At 67.7% G+C, this 23,112-nt stretch carries 25 protein-coding genes; 12 read left to right on the top strand and 13 right to left on the bottom strand.

The window, feature by feature from the left end; all coding sequences use genetic code 11:
- Positions 1-151 precede the first annotated feature (151 nt).
- Together K1T34_RS22825 and K1T34_RS53440 are read left to right on the top strand one after the other, a co-directional pair.
- Positions 152-2,656, top strand: coding sequence for an RNA helicase (locus K1T34_RS22825; RefSeq protein WP_220246233.1), 2,505 nt, complete (start codon positions 152-154; stop codon positions 2,654-2,656).
- Positions 2,657-2,749: 93 nt separating this feature from the next.
- A complete protein-coding gene (locus K1T34_RS53440; protein ID WP_255638653.1) occupies positions 2,750-2,881 on the top strand; it encodes a hypothetical protein in 132 nt (43 codons plus the stop codon).
- Between the two features lie 13 nt (positions 2,882-2,894).
- On the opposite strand, the gene K1T34_RS22830 is transcribed toward K1T34_RS53440, so the two are convergent.
- Positions 2,895-3,521 (bottom strand): hypothetical protein, encoded by a 627-nt coding sequence (locus K1T34_RS22830; protein ID WP_220246234.1) that lies wholly within the window; start codon positions 3,519-3,521, stop codon positions 2,895-2,897.
- A gap of 556 nt (positions 3,522-4,077) precedes the next feature.
- Between K1T34_RS22830 and K1T34_RS22835 the strand changes: the two genes are divergently transcribed.
- Positions 4,078-4,692 carry a LysE family translocator gene (locus tag K1T34_RS22835; RefSeq protein WP_220246235.1) on the top strand — a complete coding sequence of 205 codons (615 nt, stop codon included), beginning with the start codon at positions 4,078-4,080 and terminating at the stop codon, positions 4,690-4,692.
- On the opposite strand, the gene K1T34_RS22840 is transcribed toward K1T34_RS22835, so the two are convergent.
- Positions 4,684-5,667: a sugar-binding transcriptional regulator gene (locus K1T34_RS22840; RefSeq protein WP_220246236.1), complete on the bottom strand. Its 984-nt coding sequence runs from the start codon at positions 5,665-5,667 to the stop codon at positions 4,684-4,686. The genes K1T34_RS22835 and K1T34_RS22840 overlap by 9 nt on opposite strands.
- A 131-nt stretch (positions 5,668-5,798) precedes the next feature.
- On the opposite strand from K1T34_RS22840, the gene K1T34_RS22845 reads away from it, so the two are divergent.
- Genes K1T34_RS22845 through K1T34_RS22860 form a run of 4 tightly spaced genes read left to right on the top strand, consistent with a single transcriptional unit; the run spans position 5,799 to position 9,919 of the window.
- The gene (locus tag K1T34_RS22845) at positions 5,799-6,803 is read left to right on the top strand and encodes a zinc-dependent alcohol dehydrogenase family protein (RefSeq protein WP_220246237.1); all 1,005 of its coding nucleotides are present in this window, start codon (positions 5,799-5,801) and stop codon (positions 6,801-6,803) included.
- The gene (locus tag K1T34_RS22850) at positions 6,796-8,136 is read left to right on the top strand and encodes a sugar ABC transporter substrate-binding protein (protein WP_220246238.1); all 1,341 of its coding nucleotides are present in this window, start codon (positions 6,796-6,798) and stop codon (positions 8,134-8,136) included. Before K1T34_RS22845 ends, K1T34_RS22850 begins: the two co-directional genes overlap by 8 nt.
- The gene (locus K1T34_RS22855; RefSeq protein ID WP_220246239.1) at positions 8,133-9,068 is read left to right on the top strand and encodes a carbohydrate ABC transporter permease; all 936 of its coding nucleotides are present in this window, start codon (positions 8,133-8,135) and stop codon (positions 9,066-9,068) included. The genes K1T34_RS22850 and K1T34_RS22855 overlap by 4 nt, the downstream gene beginning before the upstream one ends.
- Positions 9,065-9,919, top strand: a complete 855-nt coding sequence (locus tag K1T34_RS22860; protein WP_220246240.1) for a carbohydrate ABC transporter permease — start codon at positions 9,065-9,067, stop codon at positions 9,917-9,919. The genes K1T34_RS22855 and K1T34_RS22860 overlap by 4 nt, the downstream gene beginning before the upstream one ends.
- Positions 9,920-9,969: 50 nt before the next feature.
- Here K1T34_RS22860 and K1T34_RS22865 read toward each other — a convergent pair whose 3' ends face one another.
- Positions 9,970-10,320, bottom strand: coding sequence for a hypothetical protein (locus K1T34_RS22865; protein ID WP_220246241.1), 351 nt, complete (start codon positions 10,318-10,320; stop codon positions 9,970-9,972).
- A 285-nt stretch (positions 10,321-10,605) separates the two neighbouring features.
- Here K1T34_RS22865 and K1T34_RS22870 point away from each other — a divergent pair, with 285 nt between their 5' ends.
- The gene (locus K1T34_RS22870; RefSeq protein WP_220246242.1) at positions 10,606-11,385 is read left to right on the top strand and encodes a class I SAM-dependent methyltransferase; all 780 of its coding nucleotides are present in this window, start codon (positions 10,606-10,608) and stop codon (positions 11,383-11,385) included.
- 1 nt (position 11,386) lies between these two features.
- On the opposite strand, the gene K1T34_RS22875 is transcribed toward K1T34_RS22870, so the two are convergent.
- Genes K1T34_RS22875 through K1T34_RS22890 form a run of 4 tightly spaced genes read right to left on the bottom strand, consistent with a single transcriptional unit; the run spans position 11,387 to position 15,067 of the window.
- Complete coding sequence (locus K1T34_RS22875) at positions 11,387-11,581, bottom strand: ferredoxin (RefSeq protein WP_204091560.1); 195 nt, start codon at positions 11,579-11,581, stop codon at positions 11,387-11,389.
- Between the two features lie 40 nt (positions 11,582-11,621).
- On the bottom strand, positions 11,622-12,638 hold the full coding sequence (locus K1T34_RS22880) for a cytochrome P450 (RefSeq protein ID WP_220246243.1): 1,017 nt from the start codon (positions 12,636-12,638) through the stop codon (positions 11,622-11,624).
- A gap of 10 nt (positions 12,639-12,648) precedes the next feature.
- Complete coding sequence (locus K1T34_RS22885) at positions 12,649-13,845, bottom strand: cytochrome P450 (protein WP_220246244.1); 1,197 nt, start codon at positions 13,843-13,845, stop codon at positions 12,649-12,651.
- Positions 13,846-13,855: 10 nt separating this feature from the next.
- Complete coding sequence (locus tag K1T34_RS22890) at positions 13,856-15,067, bottom strand: cytochrome P450 (RefSeq protein WP_220246245.1); 1,212 nt, start codon at positions 15,065-15,067, stop codon at positions 13,856-13,858.
- A 200-nt stretch (positions 15,068-15,267) separates the two neighbouring features.
- Here K1T34_RS22890 and K1T34_RS22895 point away from each other — a divergent pair, with 200 nt between their 5' ends.
- Together K1T34_RS22895 and K1T34_RS22900 are read left to right on the top strand one after the other, a co-directional pair.
- Positions 15,268-15,900 (top strand): TetR/AcrR family transcriptional regulator, encoded by a 633-nt coding sequence (locus tag K1T34_RS22895; protein WP_220246246.1) that lies wholly within the window; start codon positions 15,268-15,270, stop codon positions 15,898-15,900.
- 237 nt (positions 15,901-16,137) lie between these two features.
- Entirely contained in the window at positions 16,138-16,716 is a 579-nt protein-coding gene (locus K1T34_RS22900; RefSeq protein WP_220246247.1) for a DUF4232 domain-containing protein, read from the top strand.
- Between the two features lie 78 nt (positions 16,717-16,794).
- Here K1T34_RS22900 and K1T34_RS22905 read toward each other — a convergent pair whose 3' ends face one another.
- From K1T34_RS22905 to deoC, 3 genes are read right to left on the bottom strand one after another with little or no spacing between them, the layout of a single operon-like run.
- Positions 16,795-17,679, bottom strand: a complete 885-nt coding sequence (locus K1T34_RS22905) for an aldehyde dehydrogenase family protein (protein ID WP_220246248.1) — start codon at positions 17,677-17,679, stop codon at positions 16,795-16,797.
- Entirely contained in the window at positions 17,672-19,105 is a 1,434-nt protein-coding gene (locus tag K1T34_RS22910; protein ID WP_220246249.1) for an aldehyde dehydrogenase family protein, read from the bottom strand. The genes K1T34_RS22905 and K1T34_RS22910 overlap by 8 nt, the downstream gene beginning before the upstream one ends.
- Before the next feature lies 1 nt (position 19,106).
- A complete protein-coding gene (gene deoC / locus K1T34_RS22915; protein WP_220246250.1) occupies positions 19,107-20,081 on the bottom strand; it encodes a deoxyribose-phosphate aldolase in 975 nt (324 codons plus the stop codon).
- A gap of 362 nt (positions 20,082-20,443) precedes the next feature.
- Here deoC and K1T34_RS22920 point away from each other — a divergent pair, with 362 nt between their 5' ends.
- On the top strand, positions 20,444-20,677 hold the full coding sequence (locus K1T34_RS22920) for a hypothetical protein (RefSeq protein ID WP_220246251.1): 234 nt from the start codon (positions 20,444-20,446) through the stop codon (positions 20,675-20,677).
- 70 nt (positions 20,678-20,747) lie between these two features.
- Here K1T34_RS22920 and K1T34_RS22925 read toward each other — a convergent pair whose 3' ends face one another.
- Complete coding sequence (locus K1T34_RS22925) at positions 20,748-21,374, bottom strand: DUF1707 domain-containing protein (protein WP_220247358.1); 627 nt, start codon at positions 21,372-21,374, stop codon at positions 20,748-20,750.
- A 106-nt stretch (positions 21,375-21,480) separates the two neighbouring features.
- On the opposite strand from K1T34_RS22925, the gene K1T34_RS22930 reads away from it, so the two are divergent.
- Positions 21,481-21,927 carry a protein tyrosine phosphatase gene (locus tag K1T34_RS22930; RefSeq protein WP_220246252.1) on the top strand — a complete coding sequence of 149 codons (447 nt, stop codon included), beginning with the start codon at positions 21,481-21,483 and terminating at the stop codon, positions 21,925-21,927.
- Here K1T34_RS22930 and K1T34_RS22935 read toward each other — a convergent pair.
- Complete coding sequence (locus tag K1T34_RS22935; RefSeq protein WP_220246253.1) at positions 21,911-22,150, bottom strand: DUF397 domain-containing protein; 240 nt, start codon at positions 22,148-22,150, stop codon at positions 21,911-21,913. The two genes, K1T34_RS22930 and K1T34_RS22935, sit on opposite strands and share 17 nt — an antisense overlap.
- Complete coding sequence (locus K1T34_RS22940) at positions 22,147-23,016, bottom strand: helix-turn-helix transcriptional regulator (RefSeq protein WP_220246254.1); 870 nt, start codon at positions 23,014-23,016, stop codon at positions 22,147-22,149. Before K1T34_RS22940 ends, K1T34_RS22935 begins: the two co-directional genes overlap by 4 nt.
- Positions 23,017-23,112 lie beyond the last annotated feature (96 nt).

Below are 23,112 nucleotides of genomic sequence, written 5' to 3' on the forward strand. Positions count from 1 at the left end.
TGAACCCTCCGGAGTAACGCCCGTGTACGCGCGCGTGCCCGGAAGTATCCCCCGGTCGGTGCGCGGTACCGCGAAGCCTACGGGTTGGGGCAAGCACCCGCGATCGCCCCTGCGGAACTGACGGCCCGGGGATGGCACGATGGGCAGCGCTATGACACTCACAGACCTCCTGCCAGCGGATCCCGACGCCGACTCCCTGTTCGAAGCCTTCTCCACGTGGACGGCCGAGCGGGGCATCCAGCTGTACCCGGCCCAGGAGGAGGCGCTGATCGAGGTCGTCTCGGGCGCCAACGTGATCCTCTCGACGCCCACCGGCTCCGGGAAGAGCCTCGTGGCCGTCGGCGCCCACTTCACGGCGCTCGCCCATGGCCGCCGCAGCTACTACACCGCCCCGATCAAGGCGCTGGTCTCGGAGAAGTTCTTCCAGCTCATCGAGATCTTCGGCGCCGACAAGGTCGGCATGATGACCGGCGACTCCAGCGTGAACGCGGACGCGCCGATCATCTGCTGCACCGCGGAAATCTTGGCGAACATCGCGTTGCGCTTCGGTGCCGACGCGCCCGTGGGCCAGGTGATCGCCGACGAGTTCCACTTCTACTCCGAGCCCGACCGCGGCTGGGCGTGGCAGGTCCCGATCATCGAGCTGACGGGCGCGCAGTTCGTGCTCATGTCGGCCACTTTGGGCGACGTCTCGTTCTTCCAGAAGGACCTCGCCCGGCGCACGGGCCGCTCGACGGCGGTCGTCACGTCGGCGGAGCGGCCGGTGCCGCTGACGTTCCGCTACGCGCTCACGCCCATCCACGAGACCATGTCCGAGCTGCTCCACGGCGGCCAGGCGCCCGTGTACGTCGTGCACTTCTCCCAGGCCGCGGCCATCGAGCGGGCGCAGACGCTGATGAGCATCAACGTGACGACGAAGGCCGAGAAGGACGCGATCGCCGACCTCATCGGCGACTTCCGCTTCTCCGCGGGCTTCGGCAAGACACTCTCGCGGCTCGTGCGCCACGGCATCGGCGTGCACCACGCGGGCATGCTGCCGAAGTACCGGCGCCTGGTCGAGACGCTCGCGCAGTCCGGGCTGCTCAAGGTGATCTGCGGGACGGACACGCTCGGCGTCGGCATCAACGTGCCCATCCGCACGGTGGTGTTCTCCGCCCTGACCAAGTACGACGGCGTGCGCCAGCGCCATCTGAAGGCGCGCGAGTTCCACCAGATCGCCGGCCGCGCGGGTCGCGCCGGGTACGACACCGACGGGTACGTGGTCGTCGAGGCGCCCGACCACGTCGTGGAGAACGCGAAGGCCCTCGAGAAGGCGGGCGACGACCCCAAGAAAAGGAAGAAGATCGTCCGGAAGAAGGCGCCGGAGGGGTTCGTCAACTGGACGGAGAGCACGTTCGACCGCCTGATCGCAGCTGACCCCGAGCCGCTGACCTCGAGTTTCCGGGTCAGCCACTCGATGCTGCTGAACGTGATCTCCCGGCCGGGCAACGCGTTCGACCACATGCGCCACCTGCTGGAGGACAACCACTCCGACCGTCCGGCGCAGCGGAAGCTGATCCTGCGGGCGATCGCCATTTACCGGGCGTTGCTGGCCGCGGGTGTCGTCGAGCGTCTGTCCACGCCGGACGCTGATGGCCGGATCGTGCGGCTGACGGTGGATCTGCAGTTCGACTTCGCTTTGAACCAGCCGTTGTCGCCGTTCGCGTTGGCGGCGGTGGAGCTGCTGGATGTGGAATCGCCTTCGTACGCGCTTGATGTCGTGACCATTGTGGAATCCACTGTGGACGACCCGCGGCCCGTGCTGTCGCAGCAGCAGTTCAAGGCCCGCGGCGAGGCCGTGCAGGCGATGAAGGCGGAAGGTATCGAGTACGACGAGCGCATGGAGCTGCTCGAGGCGGTGACGTACCCGAAGCCGTTGGAGGAGCTGCTTTCCGCGGCGTACTCCAGCTACCGCCAGGGCCACCCGTGGGTCGCGGACTACGAGCTGTCCCCGAAGTCCGTGGTGCGCGACATGTACGAGCGCGCGATGAACTTCGTGGAGTACATCGGCTTCTACCAGCTGGCGCGCTCCGAGGGCCTGGTGCTGCGGTACCTGGCGGACACCTACGACGCCCTGCGCCACACCGTCCCGGACGAGGCGAAGACCGAGGCGCTGCAGGACCTCATCGAATGGCTGGGCGAGCTCGTCCGCCAGGTCGACTCCAGCCTGCTGGACGAGTGGGAAGCGTTGCGGCATCCGTCTACTGACGGTTCTCCTGTGGAACGCCGGCCTTCCGAGCCACCCGCGGTCACCCGCAACGAACGCGCCTTCCGCGTCCTGGTGCGCAACGAGCTCTTCCGCCGCGTCGAACTTGCCGCCCGCCGCAACTACTACGCCCTGGGCGAGCTCGACGCCGCCGCCGGCTGGGACGCCGACGCCTGGGAAGACGCTATCGAGGACTACTTCGACGAGCACGATTCCCTGGGCATCGGCCCCGACGCCCGCGGGCCCGCGTTGCTGCTCATCGAGCAGGAACCCGACGTGTGGCGCGTTCGCCAGATCTTCGACGACCCCGCCGGTGACCACGACTGGGGCATCAGCGCGGAGGTCGACCTGCGCGCCTCGGACGAGATCGGCTCGGCCGTCGTGCGCATCACGGACGTCAATCAGCTCTGACGACGCGCGTCCGTTTGAGTGAGGTTTGTCCAAGTGACCGTGGGGCTCCGCGGTGCGCCTTAGCGTTGGGCGCGCCGAGAAGGAGGAGGGACCATGGTGGAGGACAAGAACAACAGCGGTGGTGACGTCGAGGCCAAGCCGGCCAGTGGCGGGGATGTGGAAGCGAAGCCGGCGAGTGGCGGCGACGTCGAGGCCAAGCCCGCCAGCGGCGGAGACGTCGAGTGAACGAGCGGCAGCGTCAGGCCACGGCCAGGCGCTGCCGCCGCCCGCTGAGCAGGACGATGAGCATCACCAGGGACAGCGCGGGCAACGGGTAGCCCAGCACCAGACCCATGGTGGTGTCGAGAACCGGCGCGACGATCGCCGCCACGAACACCCACGTGGGCGCCGTCGCGGGTTTCGCGGCGGGGGACCAGGGTGTGCGGGACCACGGCTTCGCCACGGAAATCCACGCCTGCACGGCCAATCCACCCGCCATGAGCCCCGCGCCGGCGGCCTGCTGCCACGTCGGGGTGGCCGTCGCGGCGGCGTTCTCGAGGGCGGGTGACAGCAGGAAGATCCCGGCGTACAGCTGCACCAGCGTGAGCCCGAACTTCACCAGCACCCACCAGTGCCGGAAGAACCCCCAGGCCGTCGCGCCCGCCAGCACCAGCCCGGTGAACGCGGCGGCGTTCGCCATGGGTGCCAGCAACGCCGTGTCCAGGTGCCGCGCCATGTTCATCGCGGCGGCGCGCGTGGCCGCGTCGCCCTGGAGCGCCACGAGCGTCAGCGTCATGAGCCCGATCGCCTGGCTCATCCACGCGATCGACGACACCGCGTGCAGCCACACCACCGCCTGCCGCCACCGCGGCGAAACCCGAGTCACGGCAATAACAATCGCCTGGACACCACCGCGGGCACATCCGGTGAACACCCTGAGATCACCCCGAGACGAACGCCGCCCGCGTGTCGAAGACAGCGTCTGCGGGGGCCGGCGCGCATGCACAAAGGGTTGTCGCGGGTGGGTTGTGCTCGCTGTGGTCCGGGAAGTTCGCGGTGTTCGGTGGTGTCGTAGGCCCGGGTTTCGGCGCGCTGTGAACTGCCTCCAGCGACGTGGCCTGAGTCGCGGACTCTGCCTGCAAGTGCGGTGAGCTGCGCCCGCGCTGCCGTGGTGAGCTGCGGAGCACATCGGTGGGTGCAGTCGGGAGGTGCTGTCCGAGACAGCCCACCGGCTCGAGGCGCGTTGCGCTGGTGAGTGGCGGTGAAGGTTGATGTCCTCGTCGCGCGCGGTAAACCATGCTCGAACGTTCGGCCGACAACCGCCTGAGCGGCGACATCGACCGTCCGAAGCCGGCAACGCCTGAAGACTTCGTCACAAACCCTGCCCCAGCCGGACAAACCCAGGTTACCGTCCCCCGGGACGAAACCCGAGGAGGCGAGCCATGGTCGATTGGGCCGGATTTGTCCCCGCCGCGGTCCTGGTGTCGCTCATCCCGGGCGCCAACCAGCTGCTGGGCCTGCGCAACGCCGCCCGCTACGGCGTCGGCTACGCCATGGCCGGCATCGGTGGCCGGTTCGTGGCGTTCGTGGTCCTGATCGGTCTGGTCGCGGCCGGGCTGGGGACGCTGCTGGCCGCGTCCGCCGAGCTGCTCACGATCCTCAAGTGGATCGGCGTCGCCTACCTGCTGTGGCTCGGCATCAGCAGCATCCTCAAGGCCCGCCGCGAGATGAGCCAGACGCAGGATCCGCCCAAGAGCAGGAACCTGCGAGCCGTAGTGGTCAACGAGTTCGCAGTCGCCATCAGCAACCCCAAGGCGCTGCTGCTCTTCGCCGCCCTCCTGCCGCAGTTCACCACGACCGGCAGCCCGACAGCGCTCGCCGAGCTGGGCGCCGCCTACCTCGGGGTGGAGCTCGTCGTCGGCCTCGCCTACGTGCTGGTCGGCCGAGCCATCGGCGTCGCCGGCGTCAAGGCCAAGACCCAGCGGAAGGTCGACGCCGGCTCGGGCATCTGCTTCGTCATCCTCGCCGGTGTGCTCGCCGTCGACAGCTCACTCTGACAAAGGCCGCTTCTCCGCCAGCTCCAGCAACGGCACCGCGGCCGCCGCGTCCGTGATGAGCGTCGACACCATGCCGGACCTCAGCACGGCGTCCACCGCGGCCGCCTTCGGTTCGCTGTAGCCGATCGCGATCACCTCCGGCACCGCGAGCAGCTCCTCCGTGCTGATCGCCAGGACGTGGTGCGCCAGACCCGTCGACAAAGCGTTTCCCGATGCGTCGAACAGCCGAGCCGCGACCTCGGCCGTCGCCCCGCGCGCGGCGATGGCGGCGCGCTCGGCTTCGTCCAGGGCGTCGTACACGGTGGACTCGCCGGGTGACCAGGCGCCGATGCTCACCACGGCCTTCGTCAGCTTGCCGAACTGCCCGAAAGTCTCAGCGATGCCGGGCTGGTGGCGCAGGATCTCCGTGGTTCGCCGGTCCGGCAGCACGAGCGGGCCGAAAATCGGATAAGCGTCGCCGCCGGAGACCGAGGTCACGCGGCTCACGGTTTCGACGGAGCGCCCGCGCATGTCCATGCCGGCTTGCACTCCGCACAACTGCACGATCGGGCAGCGCGGAAGTGTTCTGATGGCCTCGGTCATCGCGTTGACCGACCGGGCCCACGACAGCCCGATGACGTCCGTCGGGCGGGCGATCTCCTCAAGGAGGTGAGCGGCGAGCGTCCCGACCTTCTTGCGCACGACCTCGCGCGGCTCCTTCGCCGCCGCTCGTTCGAGCACCAAAGCGCGGCGAAGCCCGTACGCGCGCCTGACCTCGTCGGACAGCTCCACGTCGAGCGGCGCGGGCAGGTCGAACTCCACCCTGACCAGGCCCGTCTCCCGGGCGGTGTCGAGCAGGCGCGCGACCTTGAACCGGCTCACGCCGAACTCTTCGGCGATCTCCAGCTTCGAGCGGCCCTGCACGTAGAAGCGGCGGGCCATGGTGGCCAGCTCCAAGCTCTCGGTCAGCAGCGGCCGGGCCTTCTTGCTGCTCATATGAGCACCATAGCGCAGAATCCAACCCGAAAGGTTGACGAAACCCCTAGAAAACCCCTGTAATGCTTTCACCAATTAGCTGCGCCACACGTTGATGCTGCTCAGATGAGCGCCTAGGAAGGGGATGAGGCATGCGTGCCGCGATCGTGGACCGGCCCGGGGAAATCCGGGTCGGCGACGTTCCCGATCCGAAGCCCGGAGAGCGCCAGGTCGTCGTGAAGGTCGGCGCCTGCGGGATCTGCGGGACCGACCTGCACATCGCCGACGGGCACTTCCCGCCGACGCCGTACCCCATCGTTCCCGGCCACGAGTTCGCCGGCGAGATCGTCGAGCTCGGCGCCGACATACCGGGTGAGTGGAAGATCGGCGACCGCGTGGCCGTCGACCCGTCGCTGTACTGCGGCTACTGCACGCCGTGCCGCTCCGGCCACGGCAACCTCTGCGCCAACTGGAACGCCACCGGCGACACGGTCAACGGCGCGTTCGCCGAGTACGTCGCCGTACCGGCCGACACGTGCCACAAGATGCCTGACTCGATGACGTGGGAACAGGGCGCGCTCGTCGAACCCGTCTCGTGCGCCGTGCACGGCGTGCGCCGCATCGGCGTCGAGGCCGGCGAACGGTTCCTCGTGGTCGGCGCCGGCACGATGGGCCTGATCATGCAGCAGCTGTTGCAGCGCGCGGGCGCCGAAGTCACTGTCGTCGACCGCAACGCGAGCCGCCTGCCGCGCGCCACCAGCCTCGGCGCCACCGCCGTGGCCGAGGACGTGTCCGCTTTGGACGGTGAGCTCTACGACGCCGCCGTCGACTGCACCGGCGCCGCCCCCGCCATCGAGTCGGCTTTCGACGCGCTGCGCCGTGGCGGCCGCCTGCTCGTGTTCGGCGTCGCGCCCGCCGAGGCCCGCGTGGCGCTCTCGCCCTTCCGCATCTACAACGACGAGATCACCATCGTCGGCTCCATGGCCGTGCTCAACAGCTACGCGAGCGCGCTCGACCTCGTCGCCAAGGGCTTCATCGACACCGAAGCGCTGATCACCGACACGCTCCCGCTGGAGCAGTACCCCGACGCGTTGGCCAAGATGCGCGGCGGCTCCGGCCTCAAGATCCAGGTGCTCCCCGGAGGTGGCCGTGCGTAAGCTCCTGTGCCTCCTTGCCGCAACAGCGTTGTTCGTCACGGGATGCGCCGGAGCCGGATCGTTCGGCAACGGTGGGCGGACGCTCGTCATCGCGATCGTCTCGAACCCCCAGATGAAGGACGCCATCTCGCTCTCGAGTGAGTTCGAGAAGGCGAACCCGGGCGTGCACCTCAAGTTCGTCTCCCTGCCGGAGAACGAGGCACGCGCGAAGATCACCGCGTCCACCGCCACGCAGGGCGGCGAGTTCGACGTGGTGATGATCAGCAACTACGAGGCCCCGCAGTGGGCGGCCAACGGCTGGCTCGAAAACCTCGAACCGCACATGAAGGCCACTCCTGGCTACGACGAGAACGACTTCATCCCCAGCATCCGGCAGTCGCTGTCGTATGAGAACCAGATGTACGCGGTGCCGTTCTACGGGGAATCGTCCTTTGTGGTCTACCGCAAGGACCTGTTCGCCAAGGCCGGGATCACGATGCCGGCGCACCCCACGTGGCAGCAGATCGCGGACTACGCGGCGAAGCTCGACGACAAGAACGCCGGCATCGCGGGCATCTGCCTGCGCGGCAAGCCGGGCTGGGGCGAGAGCCTCGCGCCGTTCACCACCGTTGCCAACACCTTCGGCGCGCAGTGGTTCGACAAGGACTGGAACGCCAAGCTCACCAGCCCGGAGTTCACGCAGGCGGCCAACTTCTACGTGAACCTCGTGCGCGACCACGGTGAGGTCGGCGCCTCCAGCGCCGGGTTCTCCGAGTGCGGCACGCGCTATGCCCAGGGCCAGGCCGCGATGTGGTACGACGCCACGTCGATGACCGGCACCACCGAAGACCCCACCAGCAGCAAGGTCGTCGGCAAGAACGGCTACGCGCCGGCCCCGGTCGAGAAGACGCAGGCCAGCGGCTGGCTCTACACATGGGCGCTCGGGATCCCGAAGGTCGCCAAGGACAAGGACGACGCCTGGAAGTTCATGGCTTGGATGACCGACAAGGCGTACGCGAAGAAGGTCGGCGAGACCTACGGCTGGAACCGCGTGCCGCCGGGCACGCGCCAGTCGACATACGAGATCCCGCAGTACCGCGATGCGGCCAAGGCCTACGCCCAGCCGACGCTCGACGGGATCGCCGACGCCAACCAGCAGAAGGCCATGGTGAGCCCGGTGCCGTACCCGGGGATCCAGTTCGTGGGGATCCCGGAGTTCCAGGACCTCGGCACGCGCGTCAGCCAGCAGTTGTCGGCGGCGATCGCGGGCCAGACCTCAGTAGCGGACGCGCTACAGCAGTCGCAGAAGTACGCGGCCACAGTCGGCGAGTCCTACCAGGCGGTGAAGCCATGAGTACGATTTCGGTCCCCGCCGGCACGGCGCCGGCCACCACCCACCCTGCGAGCACGAAGAAGGCCACCAACAAGGCGGGGAAGCGGCGGCTGCCCCTGTTGCCCGCGTTGATCTTCGTGATCGCGGTGACGCAGATTCCCTTCCTGCTCACCATCTACTACTCGTTCCAGTCGTGGAACCTGGTGCGGCCGGGTTCGTTCCACTTCGTCGGCTTCCAGAACTACGCCGACGTTTTCACCGACTCGACGTTTCTCGGTGCGCTGCTCAACACCGTGGTGCTCACCGTGGTGTGCGTGTTCCTGTCGCTGCTGCTCGGGCTGGGCCTGGCGATCCTGCTGGACCGCAAGTTCGTCGGCCGCGGTTTCGTGCGGACGCTGCTGATCACGCCGTTCCTGATCCTGCCCGCGGCCGGCGCGCTGCTGTGGAAGACCACGATGTTCGACCCGACCTACGGCCTGCTGCATTTCGTGTTCGGCACCGACGTCGACTGGCTTTCGCAGTTCCCGCTCGCCGCGGTGATGGCGCAGATCATCTGGCAGTGGACGCCGTTCATGATGCTGCTGACGCTCGCCGGCCTGCAGAGTCAGCCGAAGGACGTGCTGGAGGCCGCGTCGGTCGACGGCGCGGGCCGCTGGCGCACGTTCGTGTCGATCACGCTGCCGCACCTGTCGCGGTTCCTGCAACTGGCGACGCTGCTGGGCGCGATCTACATCGTGAACAGCTTCGACGCGATCTTCCTGATGACGCAGGGCGGTCCGGGCACGGCCAGCACGAACCTGCCGTTCTACATCTACCAGCGCGCGTTCGAGGGCTTCGACATCGGCCAGTCGTCGGCGATGGGTGTGGTGGTCGTGATCATCACGATGATCGTGGCGACGTTCGCCCTGCGCCTGATGTTCCGCGCGTTCTCGGTGGACGGAGGCACGAAATGACCACGGCTGTTTCCGAGGTTTCGGGGGTTTCCGGGCGCAAGCGCCGCTACGGGGCGGGTTCGCTCACGGTCGTCACGTGGATCGTCGCGATCCTCTTCGTGTTCCCGCTGCTGTGGATGATCCTCACGGCGTTCAAGCAGGAATCCGACGCCTACACGGACCCGCCGAAGCTCTTCTTCAGCCCGACCTTCGACCAGATCTCCGGGGTGCTGAAGGGCGGTTTCCTGCCGTACCTGGCGAACTCGGCGTTCGTGACTGTGGTGTCGACGCTGTTGGTGCTGCTGCTCGGCATCCCGGCGGCGTACGCGCTTTCGCTGGCGCCCGTGAAGAAGACGAAGAACGCCCTGAGTTTCTTCCTGTCCACCAAGATGCTGCCGATCGTCGCGGCCATCATCCCGCTGTACGTGATCTCCCAGAACACCAACCTGCTCGACACGGTGTGGGCGCTGATCATCCTGTACACGTCGATGAACCTGCCGCTCGCGATCTGGATGATGCGCTCGTTCTTCCTCGAGGTCCCCGGCGAGATGATCGAGGCGGCCCACATCGACGGCGCCAACCTCCCGACGCTGCTGCGCAAGATCATCATGCCGGTCGTCGCCCCGGGCGTCGCCGCGACGGCGCTGATTTGCGTGATTTTCTCGTGGACGGAGTTTTTCTACGCGGTGAACCTGACGGCCGCCCGTGCTGGGACGGTGCCGGTGTTTTTGGTCGGGTTCATCACGAGTGAAGGTTTGTATTGGGCGCAGTTGTCCGCTGCGGCGTTGTTGGCTTCGCTGCCGGTGATGATCGTGGGGTGGTTCGCGCAGAACCACCTGGTGCGGGGGTTGTCGATGGGTGCGGTGAAGTAGGTTCTGTTTTTCGGGTGGCCATCCTCGTCGGTTCGGGGGTGGCCACCTTTTTATGCCAGCGCGCCTGAAAGGACCGCCGCGACCATGGGACGCAAGGACGACGCATCGGGGGAGCGGTCGGCGAAGTGAAGGTGCCCGGCGCCCACCAAGGTCGGGGCGAGGGTGTCGACATCGGCGTCCGGGGTGAGGCGGCCGAGGGTGCGTTCGGCGGTGAGGTAGCGCGCGAGCATGCGGGCGGCGTCGGAGGCGAGGGGGACGCCGGTGCCGGGGCGAGCGGCGCGGAGGCGGGTGCGGAGTTCGTCGCGGAAGGTGATGAGGGCGACGATGGAGACGGCGACCGAGGTGAAGACCTGCTGGAGAGCCGTGGACGTTGTCGACCATCGAGCCGGTGCCTGCCGCATCCGTGAGGGTGTCGGAGAAGGCCCGGACCTGGGCGATGCGGTCGAGGACGAGTTCGGTCAGGAAGCCGTCGAAGTCAGTGAAGTGCTTGTGCCGCATGCCTTTCGTCCAGCCGGGTTCTGTAGTGCGCGGGAGTTTCGTCGCGAGTTGTCCACAGGGCCGTCGAGTTGTGGACTACTCGGCACATTTCCGTCTTGGGCCCGGGTTTCGTCGGGGGTGGCCAGTAGACTGGACATGGGCACGCCCCCCTAGGGAGGGCGGGGGCCTGTCTGAGGGGAGTGGGCGTGATGGGGGTACCTGAGCCGCACGAGTTGAGGAAGACAGCCGAGTCGTTCGGGATCGACGCCGGGCGCTACGACCGTGCGCGGCCGAGGTATCCGGAAGTGCTGATCACCGAGATCGTCGGAAACACCCCCGGCGCAAGCATCCTCGACGTCGGCACCGGCACCGGCATCGCCGCGCGGCAGTTCAAAAACACGGGCTGCCAGGTGCTCGGAGTGGAACCCGACGAGCGCATGGCCGAGTTCGCCCGAACCACCGGGATCGACGTCGAAGTCGCCAATTTCGAAGAGTGGGACCCGAAGAACCGCACCTTCGACATCCTCACCGCCGGCCAAGCCTGGCACTGGGTGGATCCGCGGAGGGGTGCCGAGAAAGCCGCCCAAGTGCTCAACCCAGGAGGCACCTTCGCCGTCTTCTGGCACCTTTTCCTGCCGCCGGACGACATCGCGAAAGCCTTCGGCGAAGCGTTCCGCAAGGTAGCCCCGAACTTCCCCATCAAGGTCGACAGAACCCCGAACAGAGAAGCCTACAAACCCATCATCGACAAAACCGAAGAAGCACTGCACAAAACAGGCTTCCACAACCCGCAAAGGCACTTCTACACCTGGCAACAGAACTACACCCGCGCCGAGTACCTCGATCTGCTCCCCACTCAGGGCGGCCTCACCCGCGTCCCGAAGCCACAGCAGGAAGAGGTACTGGCCGCCGTGGGCGCCGCCATCGACGCCCGCGGCGGTCAGTTCACCTGCGACTACACCACGGTGCTCTTCACCGCGGCCAGCTAACTCACTCCTGCAACGAAAGCGCCTGGCTCGGGCACACGTTCACGGCCTCGCGGGCCTTGTCCACGAGCTCGCCCTCGGGCGTCTCGTTGAGCACGATCACCGTGCCGTCGTCCTCGCTCTGGTCGAACAGGGCGGGCTCGGTGAGCACGCACTGGCCGGCGCCGACGCACTTGCCGGTGTCCGCGATGATCTTCATGACTTCCTCTTCCTGGCTCGTGGTGGGAGCAGACTGATCTCTACCAGGTCACCGGCAGCCGGTACAGCCCGTAGATCGACGCGTCTTCCTTGAACGGCAGGTCGTCCACGTCGACGGCGAGCCGTAGCGTCGGGATCCGGCGGAACAGCGTGTCGAAGACGATCTGCAGCTCGGCGCGCGCGAGGTTCTGGCCCAGGCACTGGTGCGGCCCGAAACCGAACGCGACGTGGTGGCGCGCCCCGCGAGTGATGTCCAGCTTCGAAGGCTCGTCGAACACTGCCGGGTCCCAGTTGGCGGTGTATCCGAGCGCGAGCACACCTTCACCCGCCCGGATGGTGACGCCGTCGAGCTCCACGTCCTCCACCGCGACACGCGCGGTGGCCGTGTCGACGATCGTGAAGTAGCGCAGCAGCTCCTCGACCGCGTCGAGCGTCTTGCCCGGGTCGGCTTCCTTGGTGGTGATCAGCCGGCCGAGGTAACCGCGCACACGCTCGAACGCCGCGCGCCGCTCGTCGAAGCTCACCGTGCGCTTGAGCAGCTTCGCCGTGTTCTCCTGGAAGAAGTCGTGCTCGGAGTACGGCACACCCAGCAGCTCGCAGATCACGAGCGACGGGACCGGCAGCGACAGTTTCTCGACCAGGTCCACCGGTCCCTCGGACGCGAGGATCTCGTCGAGCAACCCGTCGACGATCTCCTGGATCCGCGGCCGCATCGCGTTCACGCGCTTCACGGTGAACTCGCCCAGCACCGACTTGCGCGCGGGGCCGTGCTCCGGCGCGTCCATCGTGATCATCGTGCGCTCGGCGTTGGTCTGGCGGAAGACGTTGCCGCCCTTGACCAGGATCGGGAAGTTCGGGTTGAAGCGGTCGGAGGAGAAGCGGCGGTCGTTGAGCACCGTCCGCACGTCCTCGTGCCGCGAGACCACCCAGGCTTCCTTGCCGTCGGGGATCTTCACGCGCGTGATCGGCTGTTCCTCGCGGATCTGCGTGTACTCCTCGGGCGGTGCGAACGGGCACTTTCGCGCCACCGGCAGTTCGAGTTCCTCGGCCGTGGTCATCGCTCCTCCTTCACCGGGTCACGGGCAGTTCGTAGAGGCCGTAGATGAGCGCGTCGTCCTTGAACGGCAGGTCGTCGACGTCGACGGCCAGCTGCAGAGAAGGGATCCGGCGGAACAGCGTGTCGAACACGATCTGCAGCTCCGTCCGGGCGAGGTTCTGGCCGAGGCACTGGTGCGGCCCGAACCCGAACGCCACGTGGTGGCGCGCCCCGCGCTCGATGTCGAACGCCGACGAGTCCTCGAACGCCTCGGGGTCCCAGTTCGCCGCGTACGTCATCACCACCACGCCCTCACCGGCGGGAATGGTGACGCCGCCGATCTCGACGTCCTCCTTCGCCATTCGCGTGGTGTTGTCGACGATGGAGAAGTAGCGCAGCAACTCCTCGACGGCGGTCAGCGTCTTGGCCGGGTCGGCCTTGATCAGCGCCAGCTGCTCCGGGTTCCGCAGGAACGCGACGGTGCCGAGCGAGATCATGTTCGCCGTGGTCTCGTGCCCGGCCGCGAGCAGCAGGAACGCGAGGCTGACGAGCTTCGCCCGGTCGTACGTGCCGTCTTCGCGCCGCTTCGCGATCTGCCGGCTGATGAGGTCGTCACCAGGGTCGGCTTCCTTTTTCGCGATGAGCTCGCCCATGTACCGCTGCACGCGCTCGAAGGCGGCGCGCCGGTCGTCTGCCGAGGTGGCGCGATTGATGAGCTGCTTGGTGTTCTCCTGGAAGAACTCGTGGTCTTCGTAGGGGACGCCGAGCATTTCGCAGATCACGAGCGAGGGGACCGGCAGCGCGAGCTTTTCCACGAGGTCGACGGGCCCGTCGGCTTCGAGGATGTCGTCGATCAGACCGTCGACGATCTCCTGGATCCGCGGCTTCAGCTCGGCGACGCGCTTGACGGTGAACTCCCCGAGCACCGCCTTGCGTTCCGGGCCGTGCTGTGGCGCGTCCATCGCCAGCATCGTGCGCTCGGCCTCGGTGCGGCGGATGACGTTGCCGCCCGGGACGAGCGTCGGGAAGTCGGGGTGGAAGCGGTCGGCGGAGAACCGCGGGTCGTTGAGCACGGCTCGCACGTCCTCGTGCCGCGAGACCGTCCAGGCTTGCTTGCCGTCCGGGATCTTCACCCGGTGCACGGGCGCCTCTTCGCGCGTGGCCGTGTACTCCTCCGGCGGCGCGAACGGGCACTTCCGGGCGACCGGGAGTTCCTCCATCGTGCTCATGCTTCCTCCCTCACCAGGTGACGGGCAGACAGTGGAGACCGAAGATCGCGGAGTCGTGCTTGAACGGCAGCTGGTCGACCGGGGTGGCCAGCTTCAGGGTCGGGATGCGGCGGAACAGCGTGTCGAACACGATCTGCAGCTCCATGCGCGCGAGGTTCTGGCCGAGGCACTGGTGCGCGCCGAAGCCGAACGCCACGTGCTTGCGCCCACCACGGGTGATGTCGAGCTTTTCGGGCTCGGGGAAGGCATCGCCGTCGAAGTTGGCGGCGTAGCTGAGGCCGATCACGCCGTCGCCGGCCGGGATCGTGATGCCCGCGATCTCCACGTCCTCGGTCGCGACGCGCGTGGTCGCGAACTCGGCGATGGTGAAGTAGCGCAACAGTTCCTCGACGGCGTCGAGGGTCTTGCCAGGGTCGGCCTTGATCGCTTCGAGCTGGTCCGGGTTCTCCAGCAGCGCGACGGTGCCGAGCGAGATCATGTTCGCCGTGGTCTCGTGACCGGCGATGAGCAGCAGGAACGCGAGCGACGTGAGGTCATTGCGGTCGTACTCGCCCTCTTCGCGCTTCTTCGCGATCTGGCGGCCAAGGAGGTCGTCGGAGGGGTTCTCCTCCTTGTCCGCGACCAGCTTGTCGAGGTACTCCTCCAGCGCGATCACGGACTCGAGCCGCTCGTCGGAGGAGACCTCACGGCTGAGGATGCGCGAGCTGTGCTGCTGGAAGAAGTCGTGCTCGGCGTAGGGAACGCCGAGCTGCTCGCAGATCACGAGCGACGGGACCGGCAGCGACAGCGCCGAGACCAGGTCGGCGGGCTGGTCGCCGGCGAGGATCGCGTCGATGTGCTCGTCGACGATCTCCTGGATGCGCGGCTGAAGTGCCTTCATGCGCTTCACAGTGAACTCGCCGACGACCTCGCGGCGCGCGGGGCCGTGCTCCGGCGCGTCCATGTTGATCAGCGACGGGTTGAGCTTGCGCTCGCGCCGCGGCGCTCCGTCGCGGAACAGGACCGGGAAGCCCGGGTTGAAGCGGTTGGAGCTGAACCGGGGGTCGTTCAGCATCGAGCGCACGTCTTCGTGCTTCGACAGCACCCAGGCGCGCTGGCCCGAGTCGAGCTCGACGAGCTTCGCCCGCTCGTCCTCGAAACGCTCGTACTCCGGCGGCGGCGCGAACGGGCACGTGCGCGCCATCGGGAAGCTGGCGAGCTCGGGTTCGGCAACTTCTGTCATGGTGTGATCCCCTTTTGGTGGTTTTGAACCTTTACGCAATGTATGTGGAGGATTACATTCCGGTTCATTTCCCACGGTACCGAAGCGGAGGATCTTCGTCCACTAGCAAAGGGGTGACGGGTTGTGGTCGCGGTGCGTGGAGCGCTGTCCATGCGAGAATTTGCGCGCGTAACGAGTTCCCGGCGAGCGGAAGGTGGGCCATGAGTGCGGATCCCCAGGTCCCCTTGCGTGCGGACGCGCGGCGCAACCGCGACCAGATCATCGCCGCGGCGCGCACGATCTTCGCGGAGTTCGGGCCCGAGGTGCCGATGGAGGAGATCGCCCGCGCGGCCGGCGTCGGCGTCGGCACGCTGTACCGGCGCTTCCCCGACCGCGAAGCGCTGATCCGGGCGGTGGCCGTCGACAACTTCTCGCGGGTGCTGGACGACGCGCGCGAGGCGGCTGAACAGGAGCCCACGGCTTGGCGGGCGCTGGTGCGGCTGCTGCACCAGTCCGTTGAGCTGCACCTTTCCGTGCAGCTGGCGATGTTGTCGAAGAAGGCGCACGAGATCCTGAAGGAAGACCCGGCGATCGCGAGGTTGCGCGAAGAGCTGCTGGTCGAGCTGGAAGCGATGGTGCAGGGCGCGCAGAACGAGGGAACGTTGCGCCCGGACGTCGCCGAGGGCGACGTGGCCATGCTGTTCGCGCTACTGCTGCGTCAGCTGGAGTCCCGTTCGCCGGAAATCGCCCGGATGTCGACCGCACGCAGCATCGCGATCATGATCGACGGGCTGCAGGCCCGGCCGGGGACGCCGTTGCCGGGTCGGCCGCTGGGCCGGCACGACATCAACTGAACCGCCCTGACCAGCTGAACGGCACCGGTCAACTGAACCGCGCCCGCGCGCGTGTTCACTCTTTGTGACGCTTCGGGGTGGCTGGGGTTGCGTTTCTGCGGCTGATCCCACAGCCGGACATCCCGCCCGTGGCGTGGACGTCTTTCCTGGTGAGAGCGACCGAGGGGAATGAATCACCAAAACGGTCGTTCTGCCGGGCGGAGAGGCTGCCCGGGTTCGAACAGGGGAGAGTCCGAGATGACCACACGCAAGACCATCAGCCGCGTTGTCGCCGCCGTCGCCGTGGCCGGGATCGCCGCAGGGGCAACGGCTCTGGCTGCCGGGACCGCGAACGCCGCGCCGGCTTCGTCTGCTTCGCCTGCGTCGTCTGCTTCGTCGGTGCAGCCGTGCACGTCGAACCAGTTCACCTCGAAGCTCGTCTACGGCGGCGCGGGCGCGGGCAACCGCTACGGCGCCCTGCAGTTCACGGCCAACCCGGGCGAGCGCTGCTACCTGCCCGGCAACCTCGAGGTGGACCTCATCGGCGCGCACAACGTGCTGATCAACAACCAGGCCCCGGCCGACGCGCCCGCCGTGGCGCTCGTCGACGGTTCCTCGGCCTACGTGCCGCTGCACTGGACCGGCATCGAGCCCTACGCCCAGCAGCAGACGCCCAACGGGCTCAACGTCGTGGCGCCGTCCGACTCCAACCAGCACGGTGACTACATCAACCCGAACGTCAACGTGGACTGGACCCTCGGCGAGGTCGACGCCGACTCGGTCAGCCACACCATCGACGTCGGCGCGGTGACGCAGGGGCTCGCGCCGACTGCGTGACGGCTCTGGTTTCAGGGGCGGGCGGCACACCAGGGGGTGCCGCCCGCCCCTTTTCTATGTCTGGCTTTCAGCCCGGGATCAGACGCCCAGCGGGTGCCAGACGGTCTTCGCCTCCAGGTACCGGCGCAGCCGCGAGAGGTCCGGCGTCGGCGTCCAGTCGGGTTCGGCGTCGGGGACCGTGAGCACGCGCTTGACCGTGCCCGCCGCCTCGCGCGCCAGCGTGATGCGGTCCTCCGGTGTGGCGCCGGTCGGGTCGAGCGCGTTGACGTCACCGTGCGAAGCCAGCCACGGGCCGAGCTCGGCCGCGCGGCCGGTCAGCACGTTGGCGACACCGCCGGGCAGATCGGACGTCGCCAGGACCTCCGACAGCGTGATCGCCGGCAGCGGCCGCTCGGCGCTCGAGACGACGACGGCCGTGGAGCCACCGGCCAGCACCGGCGCCAGCACGCTCACCAGGCCGAGCAGCGACGACGCCTGCGGCGCGAGCACGCCGACCACGCCCGTGGGCTCGGGCACGGTGAACGAGAAGTACGGCCCCGCAACGGGGTTCGCCGCGCCGAGCACCGACGCGATCTTGTCCGTCCACCCGGCATACCAGACCCAGCGGTCGATAGCGGCGTCCACAAGGGACTCCGCCTGGCTCGGCGCGAGACCTTCCGACGCGGCGACCTCGCTCACGAACTGCTCGCGCCGGCCCTCCAGCATCTCGGCGACGCGGTAGAGCACCTGGCCGCGGTTGTAGGCCGTGGCGCCCGACCAGCCGGGGAACGCTTTGCGCGCCGCCACGACGGCATCACGCACGTCCTTGCGCGACGCGTGCGCTGCGTTGGCCAGGAACTTCCCCTGCGGATCGGTGACGGGGTAGACCCGGCCCGACTCCGAGCGAGGGAAGGCCCCGCCGATGTAGAGCTTGTACGTCTTCGCGACGGATATGCGCGACTCAGACTGCTTTGAATCAGACACTGAGGTAGGCCTCCAAGCCGGTGCGCCCGCCCTCGCGGCCGAACCCGGACTCCTGGTAGCCGCCGAACGGCGCGGCGGGGTCGAAGCGGTTGAACGTGTTGGCCCAGACGACGCCGGCCCGGAGCTTGTTCGCCATCCAGAGGATGCGCGAGCCCTTCTCGGTCCAGATGCCGGCCGACAGCCCGTACGGCGTGTTGTTGGCCTTCGCGACGGCCTCGTCCGGCGTGCGGAACGTGAGCACCGACAGCACCGGCCCGAAGATCTCCTCGCGCGCGATCCGCATCGACTGGTGCACGTCGGAGAACACCGTGGGAGCGAAGAAGAACCCGCGGTCGGGCACCGGGCACGGGCTGGTCCAGCGCTGCGCGCCCTCCGCGTCGCCCGATTCCACGAGCCCGCGGATCTTCGCCAGCTGCTCGGCGGAGTTGATGGCGCCGATGTCGGTGTTCTTGTCGAGCGGGTCGCCCATCCGCAGCGTCGAGACGCGGTAGCGCAGCTTCTCCATGACCTCCTCGGCCACGGATTCCTGCACCAGCAGCCGAGAACCCGCGCAGCAGACGTGGCCCTGGTTGAAGAAGATCCCGTTGACGATCCCCTCCACGGCCTGGTCCAGCGGCGCGTCGTCGAACACGACGTTGGCCGCCTTGCCGCCCAGCTCCAGCGTGAGCTTCTTGCGCGTGCCCGCCACCGTGCGCTGGATCAGCTTGCCGACCTCGGTGGAGCCGGTGAACGCGATCTTGTCGACGTCACCGTGTTCCACGATGGCCGCACCGATGTCCCCGGCGCCCGGCAGGATGTTCACGACACCCGGCGGCAGTTCGGCCTGCTGGCAGATCTCGGCGAACACCAGCGCCGTGAGCGGCGTGGTCTCCGCAGGCTTGAGGACGACGGTGTTGCCGGTGGCGAGCGCGGGCGCGATCTTCCACGCCAGCATCAGCAGCGGGAAGTTCCACGGAATCACCTGGCCCGCGACGCCCAACGGCTTCGGGTTCGGGCCGTAGCCCGCGTACTCCAGCTTGTCGGCCCAGCCGGCGTGGTAGAAGAAGTGCGCCGCCGCCGTGGGGACGTCGGAGTCGCGCGATTCCTTGATGGGCTTGCCGTTGTCGAGCGACTCCAGCACGGCCAGCTCGCGCGAGCGCTCCTGGATCAGGCGAGCGATGCGGAAGAGGTACTTCGCGCGTTCGCTGCCGGGCATCTTCGACCAGACGGTGTCGTAGGCTTTGCGCGCCGCGCGTACCGCGGTGTCCACATCGGACACCGACGCCGTGCCGACCTCGGCGAGGATTTCCTCGGTGGCCGGGTTCACCGTCTTCAGCGGCTCGCCCGAACCGTCGACGAACTCGCCGCCGATGAACGGCCGGTAGTGGTCCTTGAGGTTCGCGATGTCGCGCGACTCGGGCGCGGGGGCGTATTCGAAGATGCCCATGTCAGTCCACCGTCACGTAGTCGGGGCCACTGTAGTGGCCGTCCACCTGGGTCCGCCGCTGCAGCAGCAGGTCGTTGAGCAGGCTGGACGCGCCGAAGCGGAACAGGTCCGGGGTCAGCCACTGCTCGCCGGCCACCTCGTGCACGGCGACCAGGTACTTGATCGCGTCCTTCGCCGTGCGGATGCCGCCCGCGGGCTTCACGCCGCGCAGCTCGCCGGTCTGTTCGTGCCAGTCGTGCACCGCCTGCAGCATCACGTGGGTGACCGGCAGCGTCGCGGCGGGGGACACCTTGCCGGTGGACGTCTTGATGAAGTCACCACCCGCGAGGAGCGCGAGCCACGACGCGCGGCGGACGTTGTCGTACGTCGCCAGCTCGCCGGTCTCCAGGATCACCTTCAGGTGCGCTTCGCCGGACGCCGCCTTGATCGCGCGGATCTCGTCGAAGACGTCCATGTAGCGGCCCTCGAGGAACGCGCCGCGGTCGATCACCATGTCGACCTCGTCGGCGCCGTATTCCACGGCCAGCCTCGTGTCGGCCAGCTTGACCTCACGGCTGGTGCGCCCGGACGGGAACCCGGTCGCGACGCTCGCCACGTGCACGGCACTGCCCTTGAGCGCGTCGACCGCGGCCTCGACCATGTCGGGGTACACGCACACGGCGGCCACGCGCGGGCAGTCCTGTCGCTCCGGGTCCGGGCGCAAGGCCTTCGCCGCGAGCCCGCGGACCTTGCCGCGTGTGTCGGCGCCTTCCAGCGTGGTCAGGTCGACCATCGAGATGGCGGTGTCGATCGCCCAGCGCTTGGCGTCTTTCTTGATGCTGCGTGTGCCCAAGGCCGCCGCTCGCTGCTCGACCCCGACCTGGTCGACGCCGGGCAGCCCGTGCAGGAACCGCCGCAGGCTCGCCTCGTCGCGAGTCACGTCCGCCAGCGGCGCCGGGGTGTCCGGCGCCGCGTTCGGGCTGGTGGTTGTGGTCATGCCTGTGAGTGTAGGTCGGCCACGTCCTGTGCCGGGTCACTCACGGAAATCTGTGGATGACTGCCCGGGGTCGGGTGGGTTGTCCACAGATCACGAAGGAGGTATTGCGGGCCCGCATGGACCGATGGCCGGTTCCGCTGTTCGGGTTACTTGCGACCGTTTGATCCCGCGGTGTCATCGTGCGAGGCAAGATCAACCGGCGGCGATGCCCTCGGGTGACGTAGCGAGGAAACCGTCCCCGCATGGACGCGCACCTGTCGCAACGCTGAAACCGTTGGCGCAGGGGAAAGTTCCCTGCGGGCTTCGGCAGTTCGGTCGCTCACATCATGAGGGCACCGGCGATCACAGCTAGGGGAGAGTCCATGACAGGCGTGACGAAGGGCCTCGGCCTGGGGGCAATCATCGTGATCACGGTCGGCGCGGTGGTGCTGTCTGTCGGATCCATCAGTTACCAGGCCTCTGACTCCGGAAATGGGGCGAACATCGGCGCCGACGTCGCACTGACGTTCGGCCCCTATCTCGTCGCCCTCGGCCTGATCTTGGGAATCGCGGCTGCCGTCGCCCACTTCACCAGCCGGGCACGCCAACCCCGCTAGTGATCAGTTCCCACGGGGTCGATGTCCACACCACGTGGGCGTCGACCTTGTTGTGCTACCTGGCCTGCGTTCAGGATTCGATCTGCGGGTTGTCCTTCTTCGCCTTCTTGCGGTAGACGACCACGCCGCCCCAGAAGGCGAGGCCGTTGATGGTCAGGGTGGGGGCTGTGGCCGGCGCGGGTGGGGCGCCGGACTTGTCTTCGAGGACGAAGCCGCCCATGAGGCCGAGGCCGGTGACGTCGACGTTGATGTCGTCGGGGACCGTGATCTCGATGCCGCCCATGATGGCGACGGCGGTGATGGTCGACTGTTTGTCGGCGAAGCGGGCGCTGCGGAGGTCGATCTCCGCGCCGCCCCAGAAGGCGACGCTCGTGTGCTGCGGCGGGAGTACCCAGCTGCCCTTGCGGATGGCGCCGGAGAGAACGCCAATCGAGACGTTGGAGCCCGGGTGGCCGCCGATGCGGCTGTCGGGGAGGCCGAGGGCGCGGCTGGTGGCCGGCTGCAGAGCTGTGGAGGGCGTGGTGGGCGTGGCGCCGATCGGCAGGTCGCGGGTCACAGGCTTCAGCTCGCCGATGGTCTTCGCCGCGTAGACGGTGGAGAGCCGTTCCTCGAGCTCGGTGATCGTGATGCGGCCCTCGGACAGCGCTTGGTGCAGAACCTGCGCGACCTGCTCGCGGTCGGCGTCGGAGGCCCGCATCTGGTCGGGGCTCGGAAGGGCTGCGTCGTCACTCACCCGCGGCAGCCTAGCCCGATCGGGGTCGCTCGGGGTCCATCGAACGACGGATAAGGGCCAAGATGGGGCGATGGCATCTGCTCTGGTGGGGACCCTCGCACTGCCCGACGGCGCCCAGGTCCGCGGCCGCGGCCTCGGCCGGCCCGCGCCGGAAGGCCCGGCGCCGACTTATGGTCTGTACCTGGGCTCGGGACGGTTGCGCCGCAAGTACGACGCCGGGCTGACCTGGGAGCACGACTGGATCCGCTGGCCGGACTTCCTGCTGCCCCTGAACTGGGGCGACGCTCGGCGCAAGATCCTGGCGCTGCACGCCCGCGCGCTGGCGGGGGAATCGGTGGAGGTGGCCTGTTACGGAGGGGTCGGCCGCACCGGCACGGTCCTCGCCTGTCTTGCCACGCTCTCCGACCTTGGGCCTGACGACGCTGTGACGTGGGTACGCGAGAACCACCACCACCGGGCCGTCGAAACGGCCTGGCAGCGGCGGTGGGTTCGCTGGTTCGCTAGCGCGCGGAGCTGAGGAAGGCGGTCCACGCGGTCCGCGACACGGTGAGGTGGCCGCCCGCGCGGTCCTTCGTGTCGCGGATCCCGATCTCGACCAATGAGGTGGCAACCTCGACACAGTTGGACTGGTCTGTGGTGTAGGAACTCGTTTGCCAAGCCGCGAACTCGACACAGTTGGAGTCGCTGGTGGTGTAGGAGCTCTTCCGCCACATGGCCTGGGCGAAGTCGGGGGCGATCATGGTTCGTACTCCTCGGCTTGAGTCGACTCGCCGATCATATCGGCAATCATCCGGGCTGAGGCGTCTGATGACAGGGCGATGGAGCGGATGCTGCGCCAAGCGGTCTTGACGCTGTCGATGTAGTCATCTTCTTCGAGAAAGCTGCTGGTACCCCGGCTCTCGACGTGCGCAAGGGTCGGCTCGCTGTGAAATTCGAGGAGGACAAAGGGGCCGCGCAAGCCAGGGTGCGCGCCGGCCGCGAAGGGAGCGATCTCCACGGTTACGTTCGAGCGTCGGCTCAGCTGCAGGAGATGCCGGAGCTGATTATGCATTGTTGCCGAGTCGCCAATTTGGCGGTGCAAGGCCATTTCATCGATGATGAGGTGAACCGAGGGGGCATCTCTGCGGCTCAGAATCAGTTGCCGGGTAGCGCGCGCGGCTACCAAGCTCTCGACCTCAGTCTCGGTGAGTAGGGTGTCGTTGCCGCGGATGAGTTCGCGACTGTATTCAGGGATCTGCGCGATGCCGGGGATCAGCAGCGTCTCGTAGTTCTTGATGACCGAAGCCTGCTCCTCGAACCGGATCAGGTCCTTCCAAGTGGGTGGCAACTTCCCGTTCACTTCATGCCAGTTGCGCTCCTCGCCACCCCTCACGAGCGCCATGAGCTCTTGCCGCAGATCCGACGGAGCCTGCAGAAAACCGAGGATCGCCGCGACGTCGTCGGGGTACAAGCCGCGGTCGCCCGTTTCCATGCGGGAGATCTTGCTCTCCGAGAAGTCCACGCCTTCGGCCACCTGTTTGCAGGTCATCTTCCGCAGTAACCGCAGGCGGCGCAGTTCCCCGGAAACTCTCCGCTGCCGAACGGAGACTCCTTTGTTCTTCGTCATGGGCACACTTTGTCCTCTTGCCACGGTGGCACGAAAGATCGCTCACCTGAAGGAAGGTTGCGTGCGGTTCTGGCATCGGGAGAACGTTTGGCTCGT

The sequence above is a fragment of the Amycolatopsis sp. DSM 110486 genome (assembly GCF_019468465.1).
Lineage (GTDB): Bacteria > Actinomycetota > Actinomycetes > Mycobacteriales > Pseudonocardiaceae > Amycolatopsis.